23 protein-coding genes are annotated in these 23,542 nt (G+C 37.1%); 21 read left to right on the top strand and 2 right to left on the bottom strand.

The genetic code is table 11. From position 1 onward, the window contains the following. The first annotated feature begins 2 nt into the window (after positions 1-2). From serB to U5B17_RS00205, 21 genes are all read left to right on the top strand, one after another. Positions 3-647 carry a phosphoserine phosphatase SerB gene (gene serB / locus U5B17_RS00105; RefSeq protein ID WP_430803346.1) on the top strand — a complete coding sequence of 215 codons (645 nt, stop codon included), beginning with the start codon at positions 3-5 and terminating at the stop codon, positions 645-647. Between the two features lie 782 nt (positions 648-1,429). After that, the gene (locus U5B17_RS00110; protein ID WP_430803347.1) at positions 1,430-2,008 is read left to right on the top strand and encodes a hypothetical protein; all 579 of its coding nucleotides are present in this window, start codon (positions 1,430-1,432) and stop codon (positions 2,006-2,008) included. Positions 2,009-2,041: 33 nt separating this feature from the next. Next, the gene (locus tag U5B17_RS00115; protein WP_430803348.1) at positions 2,042-2,284 is read left to right on the top strand and encodes a hypothetical protein; all 243 of its coding nucleotides are present in this window, start codon (positions 2,042-2,044) and stop codon (positions 2,282-2,284) included. Between the two features lie 540 nt (positions 2,285-2,824). Next, entirely contained in the window at positions 2,825-2,968 is a 144-nt protein-coding gene (locus tag U5B17_RS00120) for a hypothetical protein (protein ID WP_430803349.1), read from the top strand. 321 nt (positions 2,969-3,289) lie between these two features. After that, positions 3,290-4,288: a transaldolase gene (locus U5B17_RS00125; RefSeq protein WP_430803350.1), complete on the top strand. Its 999-nt coding sequence runs from the start codon at positions 3,290-3,292 to the stop codon at positions 4,286-4,288. Positions 4,289-4,486: 198 nt separating this feature from the next. Continuing rightward, complete coding sequence (locus U5B17_RS00130) at positions 4,487-5,023, top strand: 50S ribosomal protein L25/general stress protein Ctc (protein WP_430803351.1); 537 nt, start codon at positions 4,487-4,489, stop codon at positions 5,021-5,023. Between the two features lie 12 nt (positions 5,024-5,035). Beyond that, entirely contained in the window at positions 5,036-5,599 is a 564-nt protein-coding gene (gene pth / locus U5B17_RS00135; RefSeq protein WP_430803352.1) for an aminoacyl-tRNA hydrolase, read from the top strand. Next, positions 5,596-6,660, top strand: a complete 1,065-nt coding sequence (locus U5B17_RS00140; protein WP_430803353.1) for an LptF/LptG family permease — start codon at positions 5,596-5,598, stop codon at positions 6,658-6,660. The genes pth and U5B17_RS00140 overlap by 4 nt, the downstream gene beginning before the upstream one ends. Positions 6,661-6,715: 55 nt before the next feature. Then, positions 6,716-7,915, top strand: coding sequence for a diaminopimelate decarboxylase (gene lysA / locus U5B17_RS00145; protein WP_430803354.1), 1,200 nt, complete (start codon positions 6,716-6,718; stop codon positions 7,913-7,915). 1 nt (position 7,916) lies between these two features. Further along, positions 7,917-8,993, top strand: a complete 1,077-nt coding sequence (gene pheA, locus U5B17_RS00150) for a prephenate dehydratase (RefSeq protein WP_430803355.1) — start codon at positions 7,917-7,919, stop codon at positions 8,991-8,993. Continuing rightward, on the top strand, positions 8,993-10,093 hold the full coding sequence (gene hisC / locus U5B17_RS00155) for a histidinol-phosphate transaminase (RefSeq protein ID WP_430803356.1): 1,101 nt from the start codon (positions 8,993-8,995) through the stop codon (positions 10,091-10,093). The genes pheA and hisC overlap by 1 nt, the downstream gene beginning before the upstream one ends. Positions 10,094-10,098: 5 nt before the next feature. Continuing rightward, a complete protein-coding gene (gene fliF / locus U5B17_RS00160; protein WP_430803357.1) occupies positions 10,099-11,799 on the top strand; it encodes a flagellar basal-body MS-ring/collar protein FliF in 1,701 nt (566 codons plus the stop codon). Positions 11,800-11,804: 5 nt separating this feature from the next. Further along, positions 11,805-12,830 (top strand): flagellar motor switch protein FliG, encoded by a 1,026-nt coding sequence (fliG, locus tag U5B17_RS00165; protein ID WP_430803358.1) that lies wholly within the window; start codon positions 11,805-11,807, stop codon positions 12,828-12,830. Next, on the top strand, positions 12,827-13,636 hold the full coding sequence (gene fliH / locus U5B17_RS00170) for a flagellar assembly protein FliH (protein ID WP_430803359.1): 810 nt from the start codon (positions 12,827-12,829) through the stop codon (positions 13,634-13,636). The genes fliG and fliH overlap by 4 nt, the downstream gene beginning before the upstream one ends. Beyond that, a complete protein-coding gene (gene dxs / locus U5B17_RS00175) occupies positions 13,636-15,450 on the top strand; it encodes a 1-deoxy-D-xylulose-5-phosphate synthase (RefSeq protein WP_430803847.1) in 1,815 nt (604 codons plus the stop codon). The genes fliH and dxs overlap by 1 nt, the downstream gene beginning before the upstream one ends. Positions 15,451-15,512: 62 nt before the next feature. Beyond that, entirely contained in the window at positions 15,513-15,923 is a 411-nt protein-coding gene (locus U5B17_RS00180; RefSeq protein ID WP_430803360.1) for a Fur family transcriptional regulator, read from the top strand. Between the two features lie 59 nt (positions 15,924-15,982). Beyond that, entirely contained in the window at positions 15,983-17,335 is a 1,353-nt protein-coding gene (locus U5B17_RS00185; RefSeq protein WP_430803361.1) for a CYTH domain-containing protein, read from the top strand. 3 nt (positions 17,336-17,338) lie between these two features. After that, complete coding sequence (gene ubiE, locus U5B17_RS00190; protein ID WP_430803362.1) at positions 17,339-18,052, top strand: bifunctional demethylmenaquinone methyltransferase/2-methoxy-6-polyprenyl-1,4-benzoquinol methylase UbiE; 714 nt, start codon at positions 17,339-17,341, stop codon at positions 18,050-18,052. Positions 18,053-18,086: 34 nt separating this feature from the next. After that, a complete protein-coding gene (gene xseA / locus U5B17_RS00195; protein WP_430803363.1) occupies positions 18,087-19,253 on the top strand; it encodes an exodeoxyribonuclease VII large subunit in 1,167 nt (388 codons plus the stop codon). Positions 19,254-19,263: 10 nt separating this feature from the next. After that, entirely contained in the window at positions 19,264-20,340 is a 1,077-nt protein-coding gene (serC, locus tag U5B17_RS00200; protein WP_430803364.1) for a phosphoserine transaminase, read from the top strand. 1 nt (position 20,341) lies between these two features. Then, positions 20,342-21,493, top strand: a complete 1,152-nt coding sequence (locus tag U5B17_RS00205) for a DNA adenine methylase (RefSeq protein ID WP_430803365.1) — start codon at positions 20,342-20,344, stop codon at positions 21,491-21,493. A 2-nt stretch (positions 21,494-21,495) separates the two neighbouring features. Here the strand turns inward: U5B17_RS00205 and U5B17_RS00210 are convergent, their stop codons facing one another. Next, complete coding sequence (locus U5B17_RS00210; RefSeq protein WP_430803366.1) at positions 21,496-22,302, bottom strand: 3'(2'),5'-bisphosphate nucleotidase CysQ family protein; 807 nt, start codon at positions 22,300-22,302, stop codon at positions 21,496-21,498. Then, complete coding sequence (locus tag U5B17_RS00215; RefSeq protein ID WP_430803367.1) at positions 22,299-23,456, bottom strand: cation:proton antiporter; 1,158 nt, start codon at positions 23,454-23,456, stop codon at positions 22,299-22,301. Before U5B17_RS00215 ends, U5B17_RS00210 begins: the two co-directional genes overlap by 4 nt. Positions 23,457-23,542 lie beyond the last annotated feature (86 nt).

The raw sequence follows: 23,542 nt of genomic DNA on the forward strand, positions 1-23,542 counted from the left end.
TTTTGATAAAGCTTTGTGTTTTTGATTTTGATTCTACACTAATGGACGGCGAGACTATAGATGAACTCGCCGTTTCTTTTGGTGTCGGAGATGAGGTTAAAAATATCACACAAAAGGCTATGGCTGGAGAGCTTGACTTTTTTGAAAGTCTAAGCAAGCGAGTAGCACTTTTAAAAGGTCTATCGCTTCAAAAAGCTACTGAAATTTGTAAAAACTTACCTCTGATGAACGGCGCAAAAGAGCTTATAGCAGAGCTAAAATCACGTGAGATAAAGGTCATTGTTTTTAGCGGTGGTTTTCATTTAGCAACCGATAATATGCGTGAAATTTTAGGCTACGATGAGAGCTTTGCAAATATCTTGCACCAAAAAGATGGCGTTTTAACTGGGCTTGTAGGTGGCGAGATGATGTTTTCAAGATCAAAGGGCGAGATGCTTTTGCGTATGCAAAAAATTTTAAATATCAGCAAAGATGAAACGATGTGCGTTGGAGATGGAGCAAACGACATCTCGATGTTTAAACATTCTAGCGTCAAGGTTGCATTTTGTGCTAAACCAGTTTTAAAAGCCGCTGCCACGCATTGTATCGACACAAAAGACCTGCGAGAGATTATTAAAATTTTAGATAAAATAACTAACAAATACTGAAATTTTATTTTAGTATTCTTGGGTTGCATGGCATTGAAGTAAGCATGACTGAGCATATCACAAAACTATACTCATCAAAATATCTAGAAAATAAAGCTTTATCTACCAGCTTCAGACATGAATTTTCTGTTTTTTGATATCATTTGTAGCAAGAACTTTGAATTTTAAGCTAGCGATTTTGTGCTTTAGTCACACAATCAACAAGCTAAAGTTTGTTTTGTGGCTTTTGGTGCATAAGCCATCTGTTTTAGTGTATAAATGGCATAGTTTTTACTATTTGCTGTTTTATTGTGTTAATGGTTTGCTAATTGTTTTTAATCCAGCAAAAAGTATTAAAAGGAAAATTATCCCATGCTTTACCTGCTAAATCCTGTGATTTTTGCCTTTTCTCTTTATTTGCACTTGCCGATTTCTAGCTTTGATGCGTTAGTTTTGGCATTTGTATTACTTGGATGTGGTATTTTTAGTTTTTATGCTAAAAATCGCATTAGGCTAATTTATCACGCTTTGTTTTTGTTAGCTTATTTTATCCTTCTTATCGTGATTTGTGCCGGTTTTTATAAGGGTTTTAATGGCATTATTTTGCTATTTTATATCCCTTTGTTGTGTATTATGCTTTATGTTATAGTCTTAAATTTTATCAAATTCAAAGAGCTTAAAAATGAACTCAAAAAACATTAAAAAATTTATAAAACTCTACGATGAAAAGCGTGAGGAAAATTTCAAACAATGAGGGTATTTTTACCCGCCTAGCGATTATGCTGAGTTTGAGAAAGAGAACGATGAAATTTTTAAAAAAATATCTAAAAGATGAAACAGATCCCGTCTTAAAAACCAAGCTTTATATTTCGTTACTAAGAGAAATTAAATATTTTGCGTTCTTGATCGCCTTTGAAAAGCAAGACTTTATGCTGTTAAACAACGCCATTTTTCAGACATCACGCCAAAATTTACTAGAAAACGCCATGACTATAAGTGGCACGGATCACGCATATGCATTTTTTGACCTGCTTGGCGCCTTTGCATGCAATGATTTTGATATTATTCAGAGTTTTTTGCCGCAGGATTTGCCACTGAGTGCTGGGCAATTTTATAGCGAAAATGGTGCGAATTTAGTAAAAATTTTATACTTTAAACAAACCGAGCTAGAACAAACAGCAGTCCAAAGAGCACAGAAATTTCTAGCCAAAAAGCTTACAATTTGGGAGCGTAAAGTGGTGGAGTTTTTAATAGCAGTTTTAGACAAAAACGCTAGTAAATGCAGTGAAATTTTACAAGATCTTTGCAAAGCGTATCAAAAATTTGGCTATCCTACGCAAAATTTAGACAAATGCTTTGCTGCCGAGATTCACGGACTTTAACGCTTTGCAAGGTGTGTTGATAATGAGCTGTTTTTGCAGATAAAAGTGCCAAAGCACGACTGCTTTTTTGTCGATTTTGAAGAGTGGCAAAGCAAAAACGGCTATCCAAAAGGCGAGATTTTTTACAAATATCCACCAAAACTTGGACTTATAAATAAAATTCTCATAGCCAAAATACCAAAAGTATCGCTTCATAAGCCATACGAAAATGACAAAAAACTTTACAAAGATAGTGAAAAATTTGCTAAAGATTTAAGCTTTGAGGCTATGAAATGATGACTTACTCATTTTGTCTTAAGGAGTGCAGATCTTAGATGATAGCATATGCTTAGCCACGGACAAATTTCCTTTGGATCAAAATTGCGACTATTTAGAAATTTGCAAAAATGAGCTTAAATTCTGGTATGATGATGGCGCTGCTCTTGCTGTATATTCTGGTTTAAAAAGGATTTTGTTTGATAATCAAAAATGCAAATACACTTTGTCATTTCGCCTAAAAATTTAGACAATGAATGTGAAAAAGTAAATTTTGAGATGATTTGTGTTGAGTTTGAAAGCAAGGAGCTGTTTTTTAATTGTTTTAGATACTTTAAAAAGGTAAAAATTTGATAGCCAAAGATACAAAAATAAAAACAAGATAAGTTTTGCTATCAACAAGACAAAAGTCATTCTTTTGTACCTACTTTCGCTTGGTTTTGTTGCTATTGGATTTTATATGTTTAGTTCTAAGTCAAGCTGGAAGTACCCTGAGTGGAGTCTAAAGACTTTTGGAGCTGCTAGCATAATATTTTTTGGTTTTGTGCATTGGCGTTTATGATGATAATATCTAGAAAAAATACAGGCTTGTTTATAGGCGAAGATGGATTTTGGGATCGTGTGTCTATTTTTGGACTTGAGTTCATCGCGCGGGAGGATATAAGATGTTTTAAAATAGAAAATTTAACGCTCAAACTCTACTAGCAGTGTATCTAAAAGAAGGCAAAGAGCAACAATATCTAAAGCATCAAAAATCCTATCAAAAAAGCGATGCTAAAATATGTCATAAATACTTTTGGCTACAAAATAGGCTTAATGCTACTAAAGGTAAAAAGCGATGAAATATATAAAGCCCTAAACACAGAGCTTAAAAATGCTAGAAAAATGAAGAAGACTTTGCAGTCGTTGTAACAGACTTTACTTTATATAAAATTTGCTATAAATTTTTTGTATTATAATAGTTTTTATTATATGTTAAACTTTAAAGTTGTATTCTAATAAAAATTTATTTAAATGGACAAAATGATGTATAATAACGAAGCAAAATTTTCACTCTGGTGTGACTTTATCGAGCGCGATTTTATTGATGGTGAGTTGTTAAATTTGCTAAATCATGGCGTGATAAACGGTGCTACAAGCAACCCAGCGATATTTAAAATAGCGTTTTCTAGTGGTAAAAGCTATGCAAATAGCGTGCAAAGTGCAACTAGACGCCATCCAAAGGAAATTTATGAGCTTTTGGCTACGCAAGATATAAAGATGGCGGCGAGCAAAATGCTTAAAAATTTTGCTAGTGACGATGATGGATTTGTAAGCATCGAGGTTGATCCACACCTTGCAAACGACGCTATGCATACCATTCAAGAGGGTGTGCGCCTGTATAATCTTATCAAAATGCCAAATGTTATGATAAAAATTCCTGCCACAAAAGCTGGATTTGAAGCGATGAAGGAGCTTATGGCGCAAGGCATTAGTGTCAATGCAACTCTTATATTTTCGCCAGATCAGGCACAAGGCTGTCTTGACGCGTTTAAGACCGCGAGTGAAATTTACACCAAACGCTTTCCTAATACACCACTTCCAAAGGGCGTTATAAGTGTATTTGTTAGCCGTTTTGATAGGCTTTTAAATGAAGGCTTGGCTATGGCTGGACTTCCTAAAAATCAAGTTGGCATCATGAACGCAACGAAAATTTATCACATTATAAATGATACAGGACTGCCAAATGTTCGCACGCTTTTTGCTAGCACTGGCGTGAAGGGTGATGATATTGCGGCTGATTATTACGTGCGTGAACTGATGTTTGCAAATAGCATAAACACCGCGCCAGTCGAGACGATCGAAGCGTTTATAAAAAGCCCAGCCCAACCAAAAACTCCGATCTCAAAAGAGAGCATAGATGTGTTTTTTAGTGCCCTTAAAAGCAAAAATATCGATATAAATTTAGCATATCGCAAGCTTCTTGATGATGGACTTAAGGCGTTTGTTACGGCATTTGATGAAATAATGGCAAGTTTGCAGTAAAATTTTAAGCACTTTTGTTGAGTTTGAGATTGTATAGCAAGGGGCTTTATGCCAAGCCTTGCTTAAAATTTTAAACAACTACGATCATATTAAAATAGCTCATCTGAAGCTTTGCCAAAACCTAAAAAACTAAAATTTAGTTTAAATTTAGACATTTTTCAGTATAATCCCCATCTATATTTTCACGAAAGGAAAACGATGTTAGAAGGTATCGTTAGAGAGAGTATCGGCAAGAAGTCTGCAAAGGCTTTGAGAAGAGATGGTTATCTAATCGCGAACATTTATGGTAAGGGATTAGAGAATGTTGCAGCTGCGTTTAAAGTCAATGACTTTATTAAAGAGGCTCGCAAAAAGCAGACCCTTGCGTTTGATGTAAAAGTTGGTGGAAAGGTCTATAATGTCGTTATCGTTGATTATCAAAGAGATGTTGTTACAAATGATCTAAAGCATGTTGATCTTAAGGTTGCACTTCCTGGCGTTGTGTCAAAATACATGATCCCAGTTAAGCCAGTAGGCACACCTATCGGTCTTAAAAATAAGGGTGTTTTGATCCAGTCTAAGCGCCGTTTAGCTGTTAAATGCACGGCTGAGAATTTGCCAAATGCGTTTGAGCTAGATGTTAGCAAGCTTGATATTGACGATACTATCTTGGTCCGCGATATCACGCCTCCAGCTGGTGTGACTATCGTAGATGCTGATCGTATCGCGGTTCTTGGTGTTATTAAAGCTAAGTAATCAGGCTTTTAAATGACGCTTATTGTGGGGCTTGGAAACCCCACTTCCCAATATAAAAATACACGCCACAATATCGGTTTTATGCTTGTAGATGAGCTTTTAGCTTGCTATGGCGATCGTGCAAAAGGTGTTAGTTCTTCAAAATTTCAAGGTGAGCTTTTTAAAGTTGGTGAAATTTTACTTCTAAAACCACAAACTTATATGAATCTTTCAGGCAACAGCGTAAAGGCTGTTAGTGACTTTTATAAGCCAGAGCGTATTGTTGTTATACACGATGATGTTGATTTGTCTTTTGGTGCTATGAGGTTTAAAAAGGGCGGAAGCAGTGGCGGACACAATGGGCTAAAGTCTATTGACGGCTTGATAGGAGCTGAGTATGAGCGCGTTAGGTTAGGGGTTGGACGGAGTAAATTTGCAGGCGAAAGCACGGCAAATTTCGTTCTTAGCGACTTTAGTGAAGACGAAAAACTAGGGCTTAATGAGCTTTTGCAAGTTGCAAAAAGCGCAGTTTTAGAACTTATAAATTCTGATATAAAAACCATCAACCAAAAATTTTCACGCAAAGGCATTTCGTGAGACTTTATGCTCGTTATGTTGCTTGGGAGTATTTTAAGGCATTTTTGATTATATTTTTAGCGCTTGAGCTTTTTTATGTTGGTATTGATTTGCTTACAAATTTAAAAGATCTGCCAAGATCAGCAAATTTGCAACTACTTTATGTGGGTCTTACATCGCTTACGGCTGTATCTTATGTGCTTCCTATTTCGCTTGTTTTTGCGAACATTATCGCACATATAAATATGGTCCGCTCAAATGAGCTTGTTAGTCTTTATGCACTTGGCGTTAGCAAAAACTCAGTTATCTTTCCGCAGTTTTTTATAGCGCTTTTTATCACTTTGTTTTATGTCGGGCTAAACTGTACATCTTTTGCTTATGCGTATGATTATCAAAAAAATATAGCAAAAAACTCAAGTTTTACAAAAAGCACAACGGATACATTTATAAAATTTGAAGGTAAATTTATATATATCAAAGAGCTAAATTCAATCACAAATGAAGCTTTAAATATAGATATTTTTGACCTAAATGAAACTGATTTAAAGCTTAGTGCTTTTGCAAAAAGTGCAAAATTTAAGGATGGGATTTGGCAGTTAAAGGATGTAAATTTAACAAAAATTCCTAGCTTACTTGAGTTGGGTTCAGAGGGTTTGGATATACAAAATTTAAGTCAGATTGATGGCTTAAAAGGGTTTAAACCAAAGAGCATACAAAGCGCAAATGCTGAGCAAGCAAGTACACTTAATATCCCTGATACGCTTGATTTTATCTTTACATTTAAAGATGAGGGTGTTGAGATAAATACGGCAAAAACGGTATTTTACAACCTTGCGATATTTCCGTTTTTTGCACCTTTTTTGATGATGATTTTTTACTATAAACTTCCTGTTGCTGGTAGATTTTTTAACCTTGCATTGGCTAGCTTTATCTTTGTTTTGATAGCACTTGTGGCATGGGGCGTGCTTTTTGTTTTAGTGAAATTTTCACAAAGTGGGATAGTACTTCCAGAAATTGCGATACTTGCTCCCGTTATTTTACTGATTTTATACGCAATATATCTTGTAAAAAAGCATTATTAAGCCAAATTTTGGCATTTTTTTTGTAAAATCCTTAAATTTACGACAAAGGTTTTTTATGGATTACAAAAATTTAGCACAGGCTTATAAAACTCCTCTTTATGTTTATGATTTTGATTATATAAAAACTCGCTATTTAACACTAAAAAACGCATTTAATGCTAGAAAATCTCTAATATGCTACGCTGTCAAAGCAAACTCAAATCTTAGTGTTTTAAAACACCTTGCAAATTTGGGTGCTGGATTTGATTGTGTGAGCATAGGCGAAGTAAAGCGTGCGCTTTTGGCCGGAGCAAATAAATATCAGATTATTTTTAGTGGCGTTGGTAAGCGTGATGATGAGTTAAAAGATGCTCTTGATAGTGATATTTTGATGATAAATCTTGAAAGTGAAGCCGAGATGAAGCGCCTTGAGATGATAGCTAAAGATCTTGGTAAAAAAGCTAGAATTAGCATTCGTATAAATCCAGATGTTGATGCAAAGACTCATCCATACATATCCACAGGCCTAAATGAAAATAAATTTGGCGTCGATATAAATACGGGCAAGAAAATGTATATCTATGCCAAAAACTCCGAGTATCTTGATCCAGTTGGTGTGCATTTTCACATTGGCTCACAGATAACTGAGCTCTCTCCGATAATCGAGGCGGCTGGAATTTTGGCTGAGTTTGTAAGAGAGTTAAAAGCCATTGAGATAGATATAAAATTCTTTGATGTTGGCGGTGGTATAGGAGTTATTTATGATAACGAAAAAGAGATTGATACTTATGACTATGCACAAGGAATTTTATCTAAGCTAAATGGACTTGATGTTACTATTGTGTGCGAGCCTGGGCGTTTTATCGTTGCAAATGCTGGAGTACTTTTAACTTCTGTTTTGTATGAGAAATTTAACAAGCAAAAACGCTTTGTTATGGTTGATGCGGCTATGAATGATCTTATTCGTCCAAGCCTTTATGAAGCTTTTCATGGTGTTGAGCTGGTTGGAAAAAGTAAAGATGAAAGCTCTTGCGATATAGTTGGTCCGATATGTGAGAGCGGCGACTTTTTGGCTAAAAATGTTATGTTACCAGCTTGTGAGAGTGGAGATATTATCGTTATAAAAAGTGCAGGTGCTTATGGTTTTGCGATGAGTAGTAACTATAATACAAGAGGTCGAGCAGCAGAGGTTGCAGTAAGTGGCGGCGAGCATAGGCTTATAAGAAAGCGTGAGAGCTTTGAAGATGTTGTCGCGCTTGAGTTGGAAAATTTATGAAATGAACTCATTAAATGAACTTAGAAAGCATATAGACGCTATTGATGATGAAATTCTAGCAAAGCTTAACGAGCGGATGGAATTTGTCAAAAAGATTGGCGAACTAAAGCAAAGTAGTGGAACAGCGATATATCGACCAGAGCGTGAGCGTGCGATAATCGAGCGTTTGGTTGATTACAAAAATGGCACACTAAATAAAGCGGCTATAGAGGCGATATATCTTGAAATTTTTGCTGTAAGTAGAAATTTAGAATGCCCTCAAAAGATAGCTTATTTAGGACCCGAAGGCACTTATACACATCAGGCTGCCGAGAGTAGATTTGGTGCTATGAGTGAGTATGTACCGCTTGCTAGCATAGATGCAGTTTTTACAAAGTTAGCACAAAAAGAGGCAAAATATGGTGTTGTACCGATTGAAAACAACACTGAAGGTGCGGTAGGAGCGACACTTGATTGTCTGCCAAAATTTGAAAATGTTAAGATAGTGGCTGAAATTTACCAAGATATTCACCATAGCTTTGCTAGCATTTCGGACAGGCTAAGCGATATAAAGGGGATTTACTCTCATCCGCAAGGCTATAATCAGTGCCGTAAATTTCTTGAAGACCATATGCTTTTAGATGTTCCATTTATTCCGACTCGCTCCACTGCCGAGGCAGCCTTGATGGCTTCAAAAGAGCCAAGTATGGGAGCTATTTGTTCAAAAATCGCTGCTAAGATGTATAATATCCCTATCCTTTATGAGACCATTGAGGATAATATGGCAAATAGAACTAGATTTTTTGTATTAAGTGACTTTAAAACACAACGCAGTGAGTATTGTAAAACCTCGATATTGGCTAAAACAGATCATCAGCCAGGCGCGCTTGCAAATTTGTTGCAAGTCTTTAAAAATGAAAATATAAATATAACCAAACTTGAGAGCCGTCCAATAAAACAGCGTGAGTTTAAAAGTGTTTTTTATCTTGATTTTGACGGGCATATCGATGATGAAAAGGTGCAAGCAGTCTTTGAAATAGCCCAAGAAATGGGTACTGAGATCACTTGGCTTGGAAGTTATCTAAGTGGAGATAAGTGATGAAATTTAATAAAAATCTAGAAAATTTAACCAACTACGAGGCTGGCAAGCCTATTGAGCTAGTCGTGCGCGAATACGGCATCAAGCCACAAGATGTTATAAAGTTAGCTAGCAACGAAAATCCATTTGGCACTAGTCCGCTTGTTGCCAAACGCATCACACAGCTAGCTACAAATGCACATCTTTATCCTGATGACAGCTACTTTGAGCTAAAAGACGCATTGGCAAATAAATTTAATATCAGCTCAAAAAATATCATCATTGGAGCTGGAAGCGATCAAATTTTAGAGTATTGTTTGCATGCAAAAGCTAATGAAAATAGCTCAGTCTTAATGGCTGGCGTGACATTTGCAATGTATGAAATTTATGCAAAACAAGTTGGTGCAAATGTTATAAAAACAAATTCGCAAACACATGATATTACGGAGTTTAGAAAAATTTATGATGCACATAAAGATAAAATTTCAGTAATATTTCTTTGCGTGCCAAATAACCCACTTGGCGAGTGCCTTGATGCTAGCGAAGTTTATGAGTTTATACGCTATGTTAAAGATGAAACCTTAGTTGTTATAGACGCTGCGTATAATGAATTTGCTAAATTTAAAGACGCAAAAAAAGGCATAGAGCCTGAGTTTATCGTGCAAAATTTTAAAAATGCTATCTACACAGGAACTTTTTCTAAGGCTTATGGGCTTGGCGGTATGCGTGTTGGCTATGGTATCGCAAACCAAGAGATCATAAAAGAGCTTGGCAAACTAAGAGCACCGTTTAATATAACTACCCTAAGTCTTGCGGCCGCTATAACAGCGCTTAGTGATAATGAGTTTGTGCAAAATAGTATAAAGAGCAACTTTGAGCAGATGGTACGATATGAGGAATTTGCAAAATTTCATGGTCTTGAGTATATAAAAAGCTATACAAATTTTATAATTTTAAAATTTAATAAGCAAAATGCAAGTCAAATAGTGCAAAATTTGCTCAAAAAGGGTATAATTTTAAGGGATATGAAAAGTTATGGGCTAAATGCTATCCGCATAACGATCGGAACGGCAGTTCAAAACGACAGAGTGCTTGCAGAGTTAGATGAAATTTTAAAGTGAGATAGATGGATTTTAAAGCTTTACTTCAACAAATCGCACAGCTTTATCAAAAGCTTTCTTTAAAGCAAAAAGCAGTCATTGCTGGTTCTATTGTCGTGGTTGTTGGATTTTTAGTATTTTTAGTATTATTTAGAGGCACAAGAGGCGATAGTTATGCTGGATATAGCGTGCTTTTTGAAAACATTAGCCCAAGTGATTCAGCCCTTATTGTAGATCAGTTAAACAAGGATGGCGTGAGCTACAAACTTGCAAATGAAGGCACCATACTTGTACCAACTGCTGATGTTTATAAAGAGCGTATCGCTGTTGCAACGCTTGGAATTCCAAAAGAGAGCAAAGTTGGCTTTGAAATTTTTGATACACAAAATTTTGGCGCCACAGACGAAGAGCAAAGGGTAAAATACCAGCGTGCGCTTGAGGGAGAGCTAGCGCGCACGATAGAAAGTCTAGCGCCTATACATAAAGCAACTGTTCGCATTGCGATGCCAAAAGAGACGGTTTTTACAGAAAGACAAGCTCCATCAACAGCATCTATCGTGGTTGAGTTAAAGCCAGGTACTAGCTTAAATGCAAAGCAAATTTTTGGTATTAAAAATTTAGTCGCAGCTGCGGTTACGAAGCTAAATATCGAAAATGTAAAGATAGTTAGTAGCGATGGTATCGCACTTGGCGAAGATGATGGTGGTTTTGATAGTGAAGTTATAGCTCAGCAGATCCGTTACAAACGCGAGTTTGAAAATAACTATGAGCTAAAAATTGTAAATGTATTAACGCCTATTGTTGGTGGTGTAGATCGTGTTGTGGCTAAGGTAAATATAGACTTTGACTTTGATAAAAAAGATAGCCAAAGCGAGACTTATGATCCAAACAATGTTGTTAGAAGTGAGAGCAATGTTGAAGAAAAACGCCAGGGTAGCGCACCAAATGAGATAGGTGGTGTGCCTGGTGCGGTTAGTAATATAGGTCCAGTTGAAGGGCTTGCAGATAATAAACTTGTGGAGCAGTTTAACAAAAGCTCACAGCAGACAAACTATGAAATTTCAAAGAAAATTACTAATGTTAAAGGGCAGTTTGCCACTATTTCAAGAGTTAGTGCGGCTGTTGTTGTTGATGGAAGCTATCAGCCTAAAAAGGATGAAGCTGGAAATCCGACTGGTGAGCTTGAGTTTGTTCCTCTAACGCAAGCACAAAAAACTTCTATAGAAAATTTAATCAAACAAGCTATCGGCTATAACGAAGCTAGGGGAGATGAGGTTAGCCTTGATAACTTTGAGTTTAAGCGCCCAGATAACTCAACTCCGACTGAGAAGGTAAATGGTATTTTACAAACTTATATAATGCCGTTTATGCCGATATTTAAATATATTTTTGCGGGAATTTTGCTATTTTTATTCTACAAAAAAGTCATTGTGCCATTTATGCAAAAGATGCTTGAAGAGCAAAAAGAAGAGGGAGATGAGCTCGGTGTTGATCTTGAAGAACTTGAGGTAGATGATGAGGATAGTTTGGAGAAATTTAAAGCTGCACGCAAGAAGGTTGAAGAGCAGCTTGGTATAGGTGGCGACTTTGATGAAGATGAGCTAAAGTACGAAGTTTTAATAGAAAAAATGAGAGGTGTCATCCAAGAGCGTGGAGAGGAAATCGCACAGCTTTTGCAAGATATAGTTAGAAATGATTCGGATTTTAATTTGCGTAAGGATAGCTAATAGCCATGAAACTTAATGATCAACAAAAGGCGGTTTACGAAGAGCTTTCTATGCCTGAGAAGATAGGAATTTTGCTTATCCAGCTTGGCGAAGAGGCTACGAGCTTACTTTTTTCACATATGGATATTGATATTATTACCGATGTATCTGGCTACATAGCTACTGCTAGAAATATCGACAAAGCTGTAGCTGGTGCTATCTTGGAAGAATTTTATGCACTTATGCAGTCAAACCAGTATGTAAAGTCTGGCTCTCTTGAATATGCAAAAGAAATTTTATATAAGACTTTTCCACCAGATGAAGCACAAAAAATTCTAGATCGCCTTGCAAAAAGTATGGAAAATAATAAAAGCTTTGGCTATCTTAACAAGATCAAACCTCAGCAACTTTCTGACTTTATCGTTAAAGAGCATCCACAAACCATCGCTCTTATCCTTGCTCATATGGACGCAACAAGCGCCGCTGAGACTCTTAGCTATTTGCCTGATGATCTTAGAAGTGATGTCGTGGTTAGGATGGCAAATCTTGGCGATATAAGCCCATCAGTGATTAAGCGCGTTTCAACCGTTCTTGAGACTAAGCTTGAAAGTCTTACATCTTATAAAGTTGAGGTTGGCGGGCCTAGGGCTGTTGCTGAGATGCTTAATAGACTCGGACAAAAAGCTAGCAAGACAACTATCGAGTATATCGAAAAAACGGATGAAAAACTGGCTACAACTATTAAAGAGCTTATGTTTACATTTGAAGATATTAATACACTTAACGCTACCGCGATAAGAGAAATTTTAAAAAATGTTGATAAAAAAGATCTTATGGTTGCCCTAAAAGGCTCAGGCGATGAGCTTAAGCAAAAATTCCTTGGCAATATGTCTCAGCGTGCAGCAGATGCTTTTGTTGAGGAGATGGGGTTTTTGGGAGCTGTGCGTGTTAAAGATGTCGAAGAGGCTCAACGCCGCATAGTTGAAGCAGTGCAAGCTCTAGCCGAGCAAGGCGTCTTCCAAGTTGGCGAAGCAGATGAGATGATTGAATGAAAAGTAGCGTCATAACAAACGAAGAAACAGCTGGACATTTTGTAGAAAACTACCGCTTTAAGGTCTTGCTCTCAAGTGAAGGCAAGGGTGATGCTGAAACCATGCGTGTTTATGAGCAAAATTTAGAAAATGAAAAGGCAAATCAAAGTTCGCCAGAAATTTTGCCAAACGACACCCAAGATGTAGCCCAGCCACAGGTCGTTCAGGCTGGATTTGACTCTGGTTTTGTTGAAGAACTTCTTAAAAAAACGGATGAGCTGAGCGGTAACATTATCAAACTTCAGATGCAAATCGAAAATCAAGAGGCTGAGTTTAACAGACGCCTTGAAGCAGAAGTAGCAAGGGCTAAAGAGGATGGTATCGCGCAAGGTGTAGCACAAGAAAGCGAGCGTTTTAATGCCGAACTAGCTGCACTAAATGAGCGTTTTGGTTCATCTGTGAGTAAGCTTACAAATTTTTATAATACCTTTGAAGAATTTGTTAAAAAAACCGAGGAGGAGCTTGGTGCGACGGCTGTAAATGTAGCCGCTCAAGTTATCGCAAAAGAGGTTAGCACCTCTTCGTCAAATGTCGCTTTTTCGCTTGCAAAGTCGCTGATGAGCGAGCTAAAAGAGGCAAAAAATATCACTCTAAGAGTAAATCCAGCTGATGCAAATTTTCTAAAAGAGCAGTTTGAACAAAACGCCCATGTGAATATCGAAGCAGATGATGCTATTAACAAGGGTGGCGTGGTTATTATAAGTGAGGCGGGAAATATCGATGGTTCGCTTGAAACTAGACTTGAAAAATTAAAGAGTTTGCTTTGATAGATGTAAAAAATTTAAAACAAGAAGAGCTAAAAGAGCTTTGTGTAAAGTTGCGTGAGAGAATTTTAGAAGTTGTGAGCCAAAATGGCGGGCACCTTAGTTCAAATATCGGTGCCGTCGAGTTAATCGTGGCTATGCACTATGTGTTTGATGTTAAAAAAGATCCTTTTATATTTGATGTAAGCCATCAAAGTTATGCGCATAAGCTACTGACTGATCGATGGGATGAGTTTGAAAGTTTGCGTAAATTTGGGGGTCTTAGTGGTTTTAGTAAACCAAAAGAGAGTGAGTTTGACTACTTTATAGCAGGACATAGCTCGACCTCTATATCACTTGCGGTAGGTGCCGCAAAGGCTATAAACTTAAAAGGCGAAAACCGCTTACCAATAGCATTTATAGGCGATGGCTCTATGAGTGCTGGCATGGTTTATGAAGCGCTAAACGAGCTTGGAGATCGCAAATATCCATGTGTTATCATCTTAAATGATAATGAGATGAGCATTAGCAAGCCAATCGGCGCGATAAGCAAATATCTTAGCCACATTATGGCTGGTGAGGCTTACCAAAAATTTAAAAGTGGTGTTGAAAAACTGCTTTCATACATGCCAGAGTCGGCTTCTTACATGGCACGCAGGGCTGAAGAGAGCATACGGCTTATAACGCCAGGAATTTTCTTTGAAGAGCTTGGGCTTGAGTATATAGGTCCTGTTGATGGGCATAATCTTGAAGAACTTATATCTACCTTTAACACAGCAAAAACGATGAAAAAGCCAGTTATCGTCCACGCTCAGACCTTAAAAGGCAAGGGCTATGAAAAGGCTGAAGGGCATCTTGCGAGCTGGCATGGTGTAGGACCTTTTGATGTTGTTACAGGCGAAGTTATTAAAAAAGCAGACAGAAAGTCAGCCACACAAGTTTTTGGAGAACATCTCTTAAAGATGGCAGCAGAGCATAGCGATATCGTAGGCGTTACGGCTGCGATGCCAACTGGTACTGGCATGGATATGCTAATAGAAAAATTTCCAGAGCGTTTTTGGGATGTTGCTATAGCTGAGCAGCACGCCGTAACTTCTATGGCTGCGATGGCAAAAGAGGGGTTTAAGCCCTTTGTCGTGATATATTCAACATTTATGCAAAGAGCCTTTGACCAAGTTATACATGATGCCTGTATATTAAATTTAGATATAACATTTGCGATGGATAGGGCTGGTATAGTTGGCGAGGACGGAGAAACTCATCAAGGGGCATTTGATGTTAGCTATTTTAACCTCATCCCAAATGTCATCATCCTAGCGCCGCGCTGTGCTCAGTGCCTTAGAAATTGTATGGAATTTGCCTACTCAAATAAGGGCGTAAAGGCTCTTCGCTATCCTCGTGGAGCATTTTTACTAAGTGATGAATTTGCGCCAAATTTGCCAGCCTTGGGTAAGGGCGAGTGGTTAGTAAAAAATGATAGCGATGTGGCATTTATCGGCTATGGAAACGGCGTTGGCAAGGCATATAAGGTTATGCAAAATACCCAAATGAGTGTAAATTTGATCGATCTTATCTTTGTTAAGCCGCTTGATGAAAATTTGCTTTTAGAACTTGCTAAGAGCTGTAAAAAATGGTTTATTTTTAGCGATAGTGCAAAAAGGGGCGGAGTTGGTGAAATTTTGGCTGGATTTTTGCAAGAGCATAAAATTTATGATGTAACTATAAGCAGTTTTGAGTACTCTGATGAGTTTATAACGCATGGCGCAACATCGCTTGTAGAGGATAGTTTAGGGCTTAGTGTGGAGCAAATTTCCAAAAAGTTATTAAATGATAAATAATATTAATTAATAATCCCTTAAGTAAAAATTTGTTATATTCTTGCAAAAATCAAAGGATTATTATGCAACATGTTTCACTTTTAAAGCAGTTTAATCTCAAAGTTACCCCTCAAAGACTCAGTGTTTTGAAGGTGCTTGATAAGCACATGCATCCAACTATTGATGAGCTTTACGAAGAGATAAAGGCTGAAAATCCATCTATCTCACTGGCGACAGTTTATAAAAATTTAAATACCTTAAAAGATGAAGGCTTGGTTGTTGAGGTAAATGTTTTAAATCAAAAGCCAAGATACGACATCTATGAACATCCACATATACATGTTGTCTGTCAAAGTTGTGGGCATGTTGAAGATGTTATGCATGCTGAGGCGGGACTTGATGCCTATCAGGAGGGGCTTGAGAAAAAACTTGGCAATATTATTGATAACCTAAGTGTAGTTGCTACTGTTAAAAACTGCAAACATTGTCGTTAAAGTAAAACGCATATTAAGCCATAACCTGATAAAATATTATAAAATTTCAGGGAGGCTTGATGAGCTTAGATATAAAACGCAAATTTCTACTCAAAGATGGCGCTCTGCTGGAGCTTTTAAACTCTTGGGAAGTTGTTTTTAAAAGCTCAAAGTACTCATATTTTTACACAAATTCTATCAAATTTATAAAAACTGATGATAAGTTTTTTTACCAAAAAGATAGCGATTTGTTGCCTATTGGGCAAGATGAGTTTATAGCTGCAAAAAACGGCTCATCTAACATAGTTTCAAAACAAATTTATAGTTTTAAACTAAATGGAAATTTATGTAACATTGAAGTTTTTCAAGGTGAACTTAGCGGGCTTTATATTTTAGAGATAGCTTTTAATGACGAGCTTTACGGTGTATTTTTCAAGCCACCAAAATTTTTAACAAATTTTATAGTTCGCGAAGTTACACTTGAAAGAGAATTTAACGAGCAAAACTTAACCCCACTTTGTATGTTTGAAAATTTTGACTTTGCTGAAGCATTGAGGGTTTTTAAAACTTTTATGATAGCCCCAAATTTTCCTAAAAATTTACGCACAAAAGATGCAGTTTGCGCACTTTTATATTATTACTTGATAGAAATTTTAACCTTAAAAGATGATCTTAAAAGCGAGTTTAACGAGCAAAAATTTCTTACTTTATATGAGAAGATATCTTTAACAAAGATATCTTTTGAGTTGTTTTTTGATATTTTTGACGAAAAAACAGCTGAGTTTTTTTTAGCAAATTTTACCAAGCTTCTTAACTCATGCCAAAAAAGTATCAAAATTTTAAAAGCACTTTTGTTTTTAGATGAGCTTAAAAATGCCGCTTGGCTTGAATTTTTTCTTGAAAATGCCTTTGAGATCGAGATAAAAAACGCTAAAAAGGTCATTGAAAATGAGGATTTTTTAAAGGATTGGGAAATTTTTCTAAGTGATACGAGCGATTTTTTTGTTGCAAAAAATTATGATGAAATCCTTAAAATATCTCTCGCAAAAAGAGCAAGATCTTATGCTATAAGCTCAGCAAAATTTGCAAAAGGTATAGGTGAACAAAGCGAAAATGATGAGTTTTTTACTCTACTTAGCAAGCTTGAAAGAGTGGAAATTTTATTTCAAGGATTTCGCGGCACCACTTTTAGTGGGCAAATTTTAGAGCGTGCAAATAAGCTGATAAAAAGACTAAAAGAGCTAAAAGAACTTGATAATATCCTAACCCTAGTGCAAAAACTACCGCAAGATGAGCAAGCTGATGAGCAGTGCGTAAGAATTTATGCTAAAATTTATAAAATTCGCACAAAGACTTTAAGGGGCGTTAAAAAGTTTATTAAAGCGGTGTTGCAAGGCTCAAAAGAGCTTAAAAATCACTATAAAAAGGCATAAAATATGGAAAAACAAGAAAAAATAGTCGAAATGTTTAATGATATCGCCCCTACCTATGATGTGGCAAATCGCGTTTTAAGCATAGGCGTAGATGTGAGCTGGCGTAAATTTGCGTGTAGATATATGCTAAATAAATATCGCGCACAAAGCATTAATATTATAGATGTGGCATGCGGGACTGGCGATATGATGGGGCTTTGGAGTAAGATAGCGCGGAAGTACGGCGTGCATATAGCTAAACTTACTGGCATAGATCCATCAAGTGGCATGCTTGATGTTGCGCGCTCAAAATTTCCTAACTTTGAGTTTATCCAAGCTTTTGCAGACAAGACAACTTTAACAAACGAAAGTGCTGAAATTTTAAGCATAAGTTATGGCATACGCAATGTCGTAGCCCGAAAAGAGGCATTGGCTGAGTTTAACAGAGTGCTAAAAATGGGCGGATATGTTGTGGTTTTAGAATTTACTAAACGCAACAAAAGTGGCTTTGTAACGGCTTTACGAGACTTTTATCTGACAAAAATTTTACCGTTTATAGGCGGACTTATCAGCAAAAATAAAGAGGCATATGAGTATTTACCAAGCTCGATTGAAAGCTTTTTAGATGCAAAAACTTTTTGCGACGAGCTTTATGAGGCTGGCTTTGAAGTTGAAGTTTGTAGAGGCTTTAGTATGGATATTTCAACACTTTTTATCGCTAAAAAGGTGCGTTCTTGAGTTTGTTTGATGTAAAAAATTTAAAAGGGTTAAAATGCTAAGCGTTAGCGAACTAAATGAGCAAGCAAAGATCTTGCTAGAGACTCATTTTAGCTATGTCGAGGTGCGCGGAGAAATTTCACGCCTTACAAAACACGGCTCTGGACACTGGTATTTTAGTCTTAAAGATGAGAACGCAAGTATCTCTTGCGCGATGTTTAAGGGGGCAAACTCAAAGCTTAAATTTGCAGTTCAAGATGGTATGAGCGTGGTTTTAGGAGGTAAAATTTCACTTTATGCACCAAGTGGAAGCTATCAGTTTATAGCTAGCACACTTTTAGTTGATGGAGAGGGTGCGCTTGAGACCGCCTTTAAACAGCTAAAAGAAAAGCTCGAGCTAGAGGGGCTTTTTAGCACCATGCATAAAAAACCTTTACCGTATATCCCAAGACGCATCGCACTTGTTACAAGCGCTACTTCCGCTGCTTTGCAAGATATGCTTCGTATCACTGCCGCTAGGTGGCAGATGGCACAAATTTTTATTTTTGATGCTCTTACACAAGGTCAAGCCGCGCCAGCTTCACTTATAAATGCTCTTAAAAAAGCTGATAGATACGGTGTAGATGTTATCGTGCTTGCTCGTGGTGGCGGTAGTCGAGAGGATTTGTGGTGTTTTAATGACGAGGGACTTGCTAGGGAAATTTTTGCCACAAAAACCCCAGTAGTAAGTGCGATAGGGCACGAGATAGACTATGTTATAAGCGACTTTGTAGCTGACTTTCGTGCACCAACACCAAGTGCCGCGATGGCTGAGCTTTTGCCTGATGAGAGCAGCTTTATGCAGTATCTTGATGAGCTTGATGATAAACTGGAAAATACCTTAAGTTCGCGTTTTGCACTACTTGAAAATAAGATAGTTTTACTAACTGCAAAGCTTTCACCAAATGCCTTAAAAGCAAAGATAGAGCATAAAATTTCACTTTGTTTGCGCCTTAGTGAGCGACTTGACAATGCTCTTAACATTAAATTTCTAGCCCTTGAAAATAATATCAAAACACTACATGCGCTTTTTGAGGCAAGAAGTGGGTTTTATGAGATAACAAAAAATATGGTACAGGTACGCATAAATGGGCAAAATGCAGATTTAATGAGCCTAGAAAACGGCACACAAATAACCCTAGTATCACAAAATGGCAGTAGAGAAGCGATGATAACTAACTAAAGGAGCGATGATGAGAAAGATAAATTTTAGCGCGGGACCAACTGGCTTGCCGCTTAGTGTTTTAGAGCAAGCTAAAGCCGAATTTACCGACTTTCACGGAGAGGGTGCGTCCATTATGGAGGTTAGCCATAGGGGCAAGACTTACGAGGAAGTGCATTTTGGTGCGATGTCTAAAATACGCAAGCTTTATGGTATCGGCGATGAATATGAAGTTTTATTTTTGCAAGGTGGGGCACATTTGCAGTTTGCTATGATACCTTTTAACCTTTATAAAGGCGGTATCGCAGAGTATGCAAATACAGGGGTTTGGACGAGTAAAGCCATAAAAGAAGCCAGGCTTATGGGCGTAAATGTAAGTGTTGTTGCAAGTAGTGAAAGTGAGAAATTTAACCACATTCCAGAGGTAAATTTTAGCGATAATGCTGATTATGCTTATATCTGCACAAATAACACAATATACGGTACGCAGTATAAAGCCCTGCCGCGCTCATCTGCACTACTTGTCATCGATGCTAGTAGTGACTTTTTTTCTGAGCCGCTTGATTTTAGTGACATTGGACTACTTTATGGCGGAGCTCAAAAAAATGCAGGTCCTAGTGGTGTGAGTATTATCATTATACGAAAAGATTTGATAGAGCGAGTTTGGCGTAATGATGTGCCGACATTTTTACGATACAAAACCCATGCTGATGCAAAGTCGCTTTACAACACACCGCCGACATTTGCCATTTATCTACTAAATTTAACTATGCAGTGGCTTATCGATCAAGGTGGTTTGTCTGTGATGAAAGAGCGAAATTTAGCCAAGGCAAAGACGATTTATGATGTGATAGACAACTCAAATGGCTTTTATATAGGACACGCGCAAAAGGCGCACCGCTCTTTGATGAATATTAGCTACAACATAGCTAGTGGCGAGGCTTTGGAGGCTAAATTTGTAGCAGATGCCTTGGCTAATAATATGCTCGGACTTAAAGGGCATAGACTAGTTGGTGGCATAAGAGCGTCGATATATAACGCGGTGAGTCAAAACGATGTGGAAGTTTTAGCTGATTTTATGAAAGAGTTTGCGCGTAAAAATGGGTGAAATGCCAAGTAAAAATAGCACCCAAACAGAGCTTAAAATTTCTACAAAAACCGAGTTAAAAGCTGAAAATACAGCCTTTTTAAAAGAGCAAATTTTAACTTATCTTGGTAACAAACGAGCCTTGCTTGGGCTAATCGCACAAGGTGTGAAATTTGCTAAAAGCGAGCTTGGACGAGAAAAGCTTAGTTGCGCGGATCTTTTTAGTGGCTCTGGTATCGTAGCTAGATACTTAAAACAACACGCAAGCTTTATCCTAGCAAATGACCTTGAGCTTTATTCTCGTATAGTTAATGAGTGCTATCTTTGCAATGTTGATGATGAGTTTAAAACGCATTTAAAAGCTTCAAACAAGGCATTTGTAAAGCGAGTAAATGCAAACTTAAAACCAAATTTTATAACCGAGCTTTATGCGCCAAAAGATGAAAGTGCGATAAAGCCAAATGAGAGAGTTTTTTATACCCGAAAAAATGCGATATTTATCGACACTGCAAGGGCTTTGATAGATGAGTTGCCACTTGATATGCGTAAATTTTTTATCGCTCCACTACTTTATGAAGCAAGCTTGCATGCTAATACAAGTGGTGTATTTAAGGGCTTTTATAAAAACAAACAAGGTATAGGACAGTTTGGCGGCGAGGCTAAAAATGCTTTAAAGCGTATCACAGGAGACATAACGCTAAAAACACCCGTTTTTTCAAATTTTAGCGTACCTTACGAGATATATCAAACCGATGCAAATGCCCTTGCTAACGAGCTTGATACGCTTGATCTAGTCTATCTTGATCCGCCATATAATCAACATCCATACAGCTCAAACTACTTTATGTTAAATTTGATAGCAAAAAACGAGCGACCAGCTGAAATTTCGCGAATTTCTGGTATTGCAAAAGATTGGAATCGCTCTATTTATAACCAAAAAGCAAATGCCGCTAATGCCTTTTTTAGCCTGATAGAGTGCCTAAAGGCTCGTATAGTGCTTATCTCTTTTAACAGCGAAGGATTTATATCAAAAGAGCAATTTGAACACAACTTGGCTAAGCTTGGAAATGTAAAGACCATCGAGCAAAGATACAACACATTTAGGGCAAGTAGAAATTTAAGCTCAAGAAATATCCATGTAAGTGAGTTTTTATATATTTTAAAAAAAATATAAGGTTATAAAAGCTCCCTTGCTAGGGCTAAAATTTCATCTTTTTGCGCTAAATTTTCTTTGCTAATAGCTATAAATTTTGGACTTTCAAGACTTTTTGCGCTATAGTTTATCGGTGCAAAATTTTTGATATCACACATTATCCCACCACTAAATTTCACTATCGCTTCGCCAGCTGCTATATCCCAAAGTGAGCTTTTACTAAAGCGCGCATATATACCACCATTTTGCACTACTTTTGCAAATTTTATAGCAGAGCCTAGTTGTGTAAAGTTTAGATCAAATTCGCTAGCTATCTTACGCTCACGGATAGCTTTTGAGCGTCTTCCTGTGTATAAAATTTGTCTGTTTTTGTTTGAGTGCTCAAGTTTGCTTTGGTGTAAAATTTTGCCATTTTCATCTAAAATTTGAGTAAAAACCCCATCCTTGCTTGCAAAAAAAATCTCATTACTCATCGGTATCATTATCACTCCAAGCGTTACACCGTCTTGCTCTATAAGTGCGATACATACGCAAAACTCATCATTTTTATCTATAAACTCTCTAGTTCCATCAAGCGGATCAACTAGCCAAAAAGTCTTTGCACTCGTGCGCTCTTTCTCGTCTAAAATTTCTTCTTCAGAGCAAATGGCAATATCTGAGCGTTTTAAAATTTGCATTATCGCTTCATTTGCTGCTATATCAGCACTTGTTAGTGGGGAGCTATCACTTTTAAAGCTTACTTTAAAGCTACTTTTATAATGGCGTTTTATAGCATTACTAGCAGCTATAGCGGCACTTTTTGCAAGGTCTAAAAGCTCAGAGCTTGTCATGCTTTTTTGAATTTAAAATTTACTAGAATTTTTATAGCAACCATGCAAAATAGCACTTGCAACAAGCTTGCTAAAACAAACGATGAATAAAACTCATCACTTAGACTACCAGACTTGTGAGCTATGGTTGCAACGGCGATTAAAAGCGTAAGTGGCATAGAGTGGCTAAGTGCGTAGATGATGATGTATTTTATCTTTAAGATATTTATAAAAACTATACTCGCAACAAGTCTGCATGCTATCATCGTTACTGTTATAAATATCGCCTCTTTCACTACTTCACTAACAAAAAGTGTCTCAACTTTTAGCGTTGAGCCGATGTGAGCAAAAAATATAGGAACCAAAAAGCCAAAGCCAAAGCTACCAAGCTTATGTGGCAAGTCTTGTTTGTGGTTAAAAAATGTAGCGATTATCATACCAGCGATAAAAGCACCAAATGCAACTTCAAGTCGCAAGAAGACCATCAGCGCACACACAGCAAGAAAGACGGCTATGCTTAGGCGTATATCCTTTTCGTTTTTGTCATATTGTGGCATAAGTACAGTTTTAAAGCCTGGAAACCACCAAAAAATAATACCAAGAAATTTAAATAACCCCCCACTAAGTAGCAAAAACCCAAGCAGATAGATAATGCTAAGCCAAAAGTCCCAGCTCCCACCAAACTGCAAATAAGCCGATGTTATCGTTAGTAGTGTGATACTTACCACTTCGCCGATAACGCCTATTAACATGCTTAAATTTAACCACTGCTGATCCTTGCCGTACTCTTTAAATAGTGTAAATATCATACCCACAGCCATTATCGGTATGATAATGATAAAAAGCGGATCAAGCTTAAATACAAACATACAAAAAGTTGCGATGACATATAAAAGTGCGATATATATGCAGCCTAGTTTTAAAACTTTTCTATCCGCATTTAAAAAGATCCTAAGATCAACCTCCATGCCTGCTAAAAACATTAAAAAGAAAAAGCCAGCCTCGCTTATCGCGTTAAAAAGCTCATTGTGTGACAAAAGACCAAGATATCCAGCGATAGTACCTAGCATTATCTCCACTGGTGCAATAGGTATGCGAAAATTTTTGGAGATATAAGGCGAAGCAAAAATGATCGCCGCAAGCGTTAAAAGTATATAAAGTCCGTTCTCTTGCAAGTTTCTTTCCGTGTTAAATTTGCTTTTATTATACATTTTTTTTGTTAAAAACAAGATTTTGCGTTATAATTTCATAAAATTTATAA

Source organism: Campylobacter australis (genome assembly GCF_050586305.1).
In the GTDB taxonomy this organism is placed as follows: domain Bacteria; phylum Campylobacterota; class Campylobacteria; order Campylobacterales; family Campylobacteraceae; genus Campylobacter_A.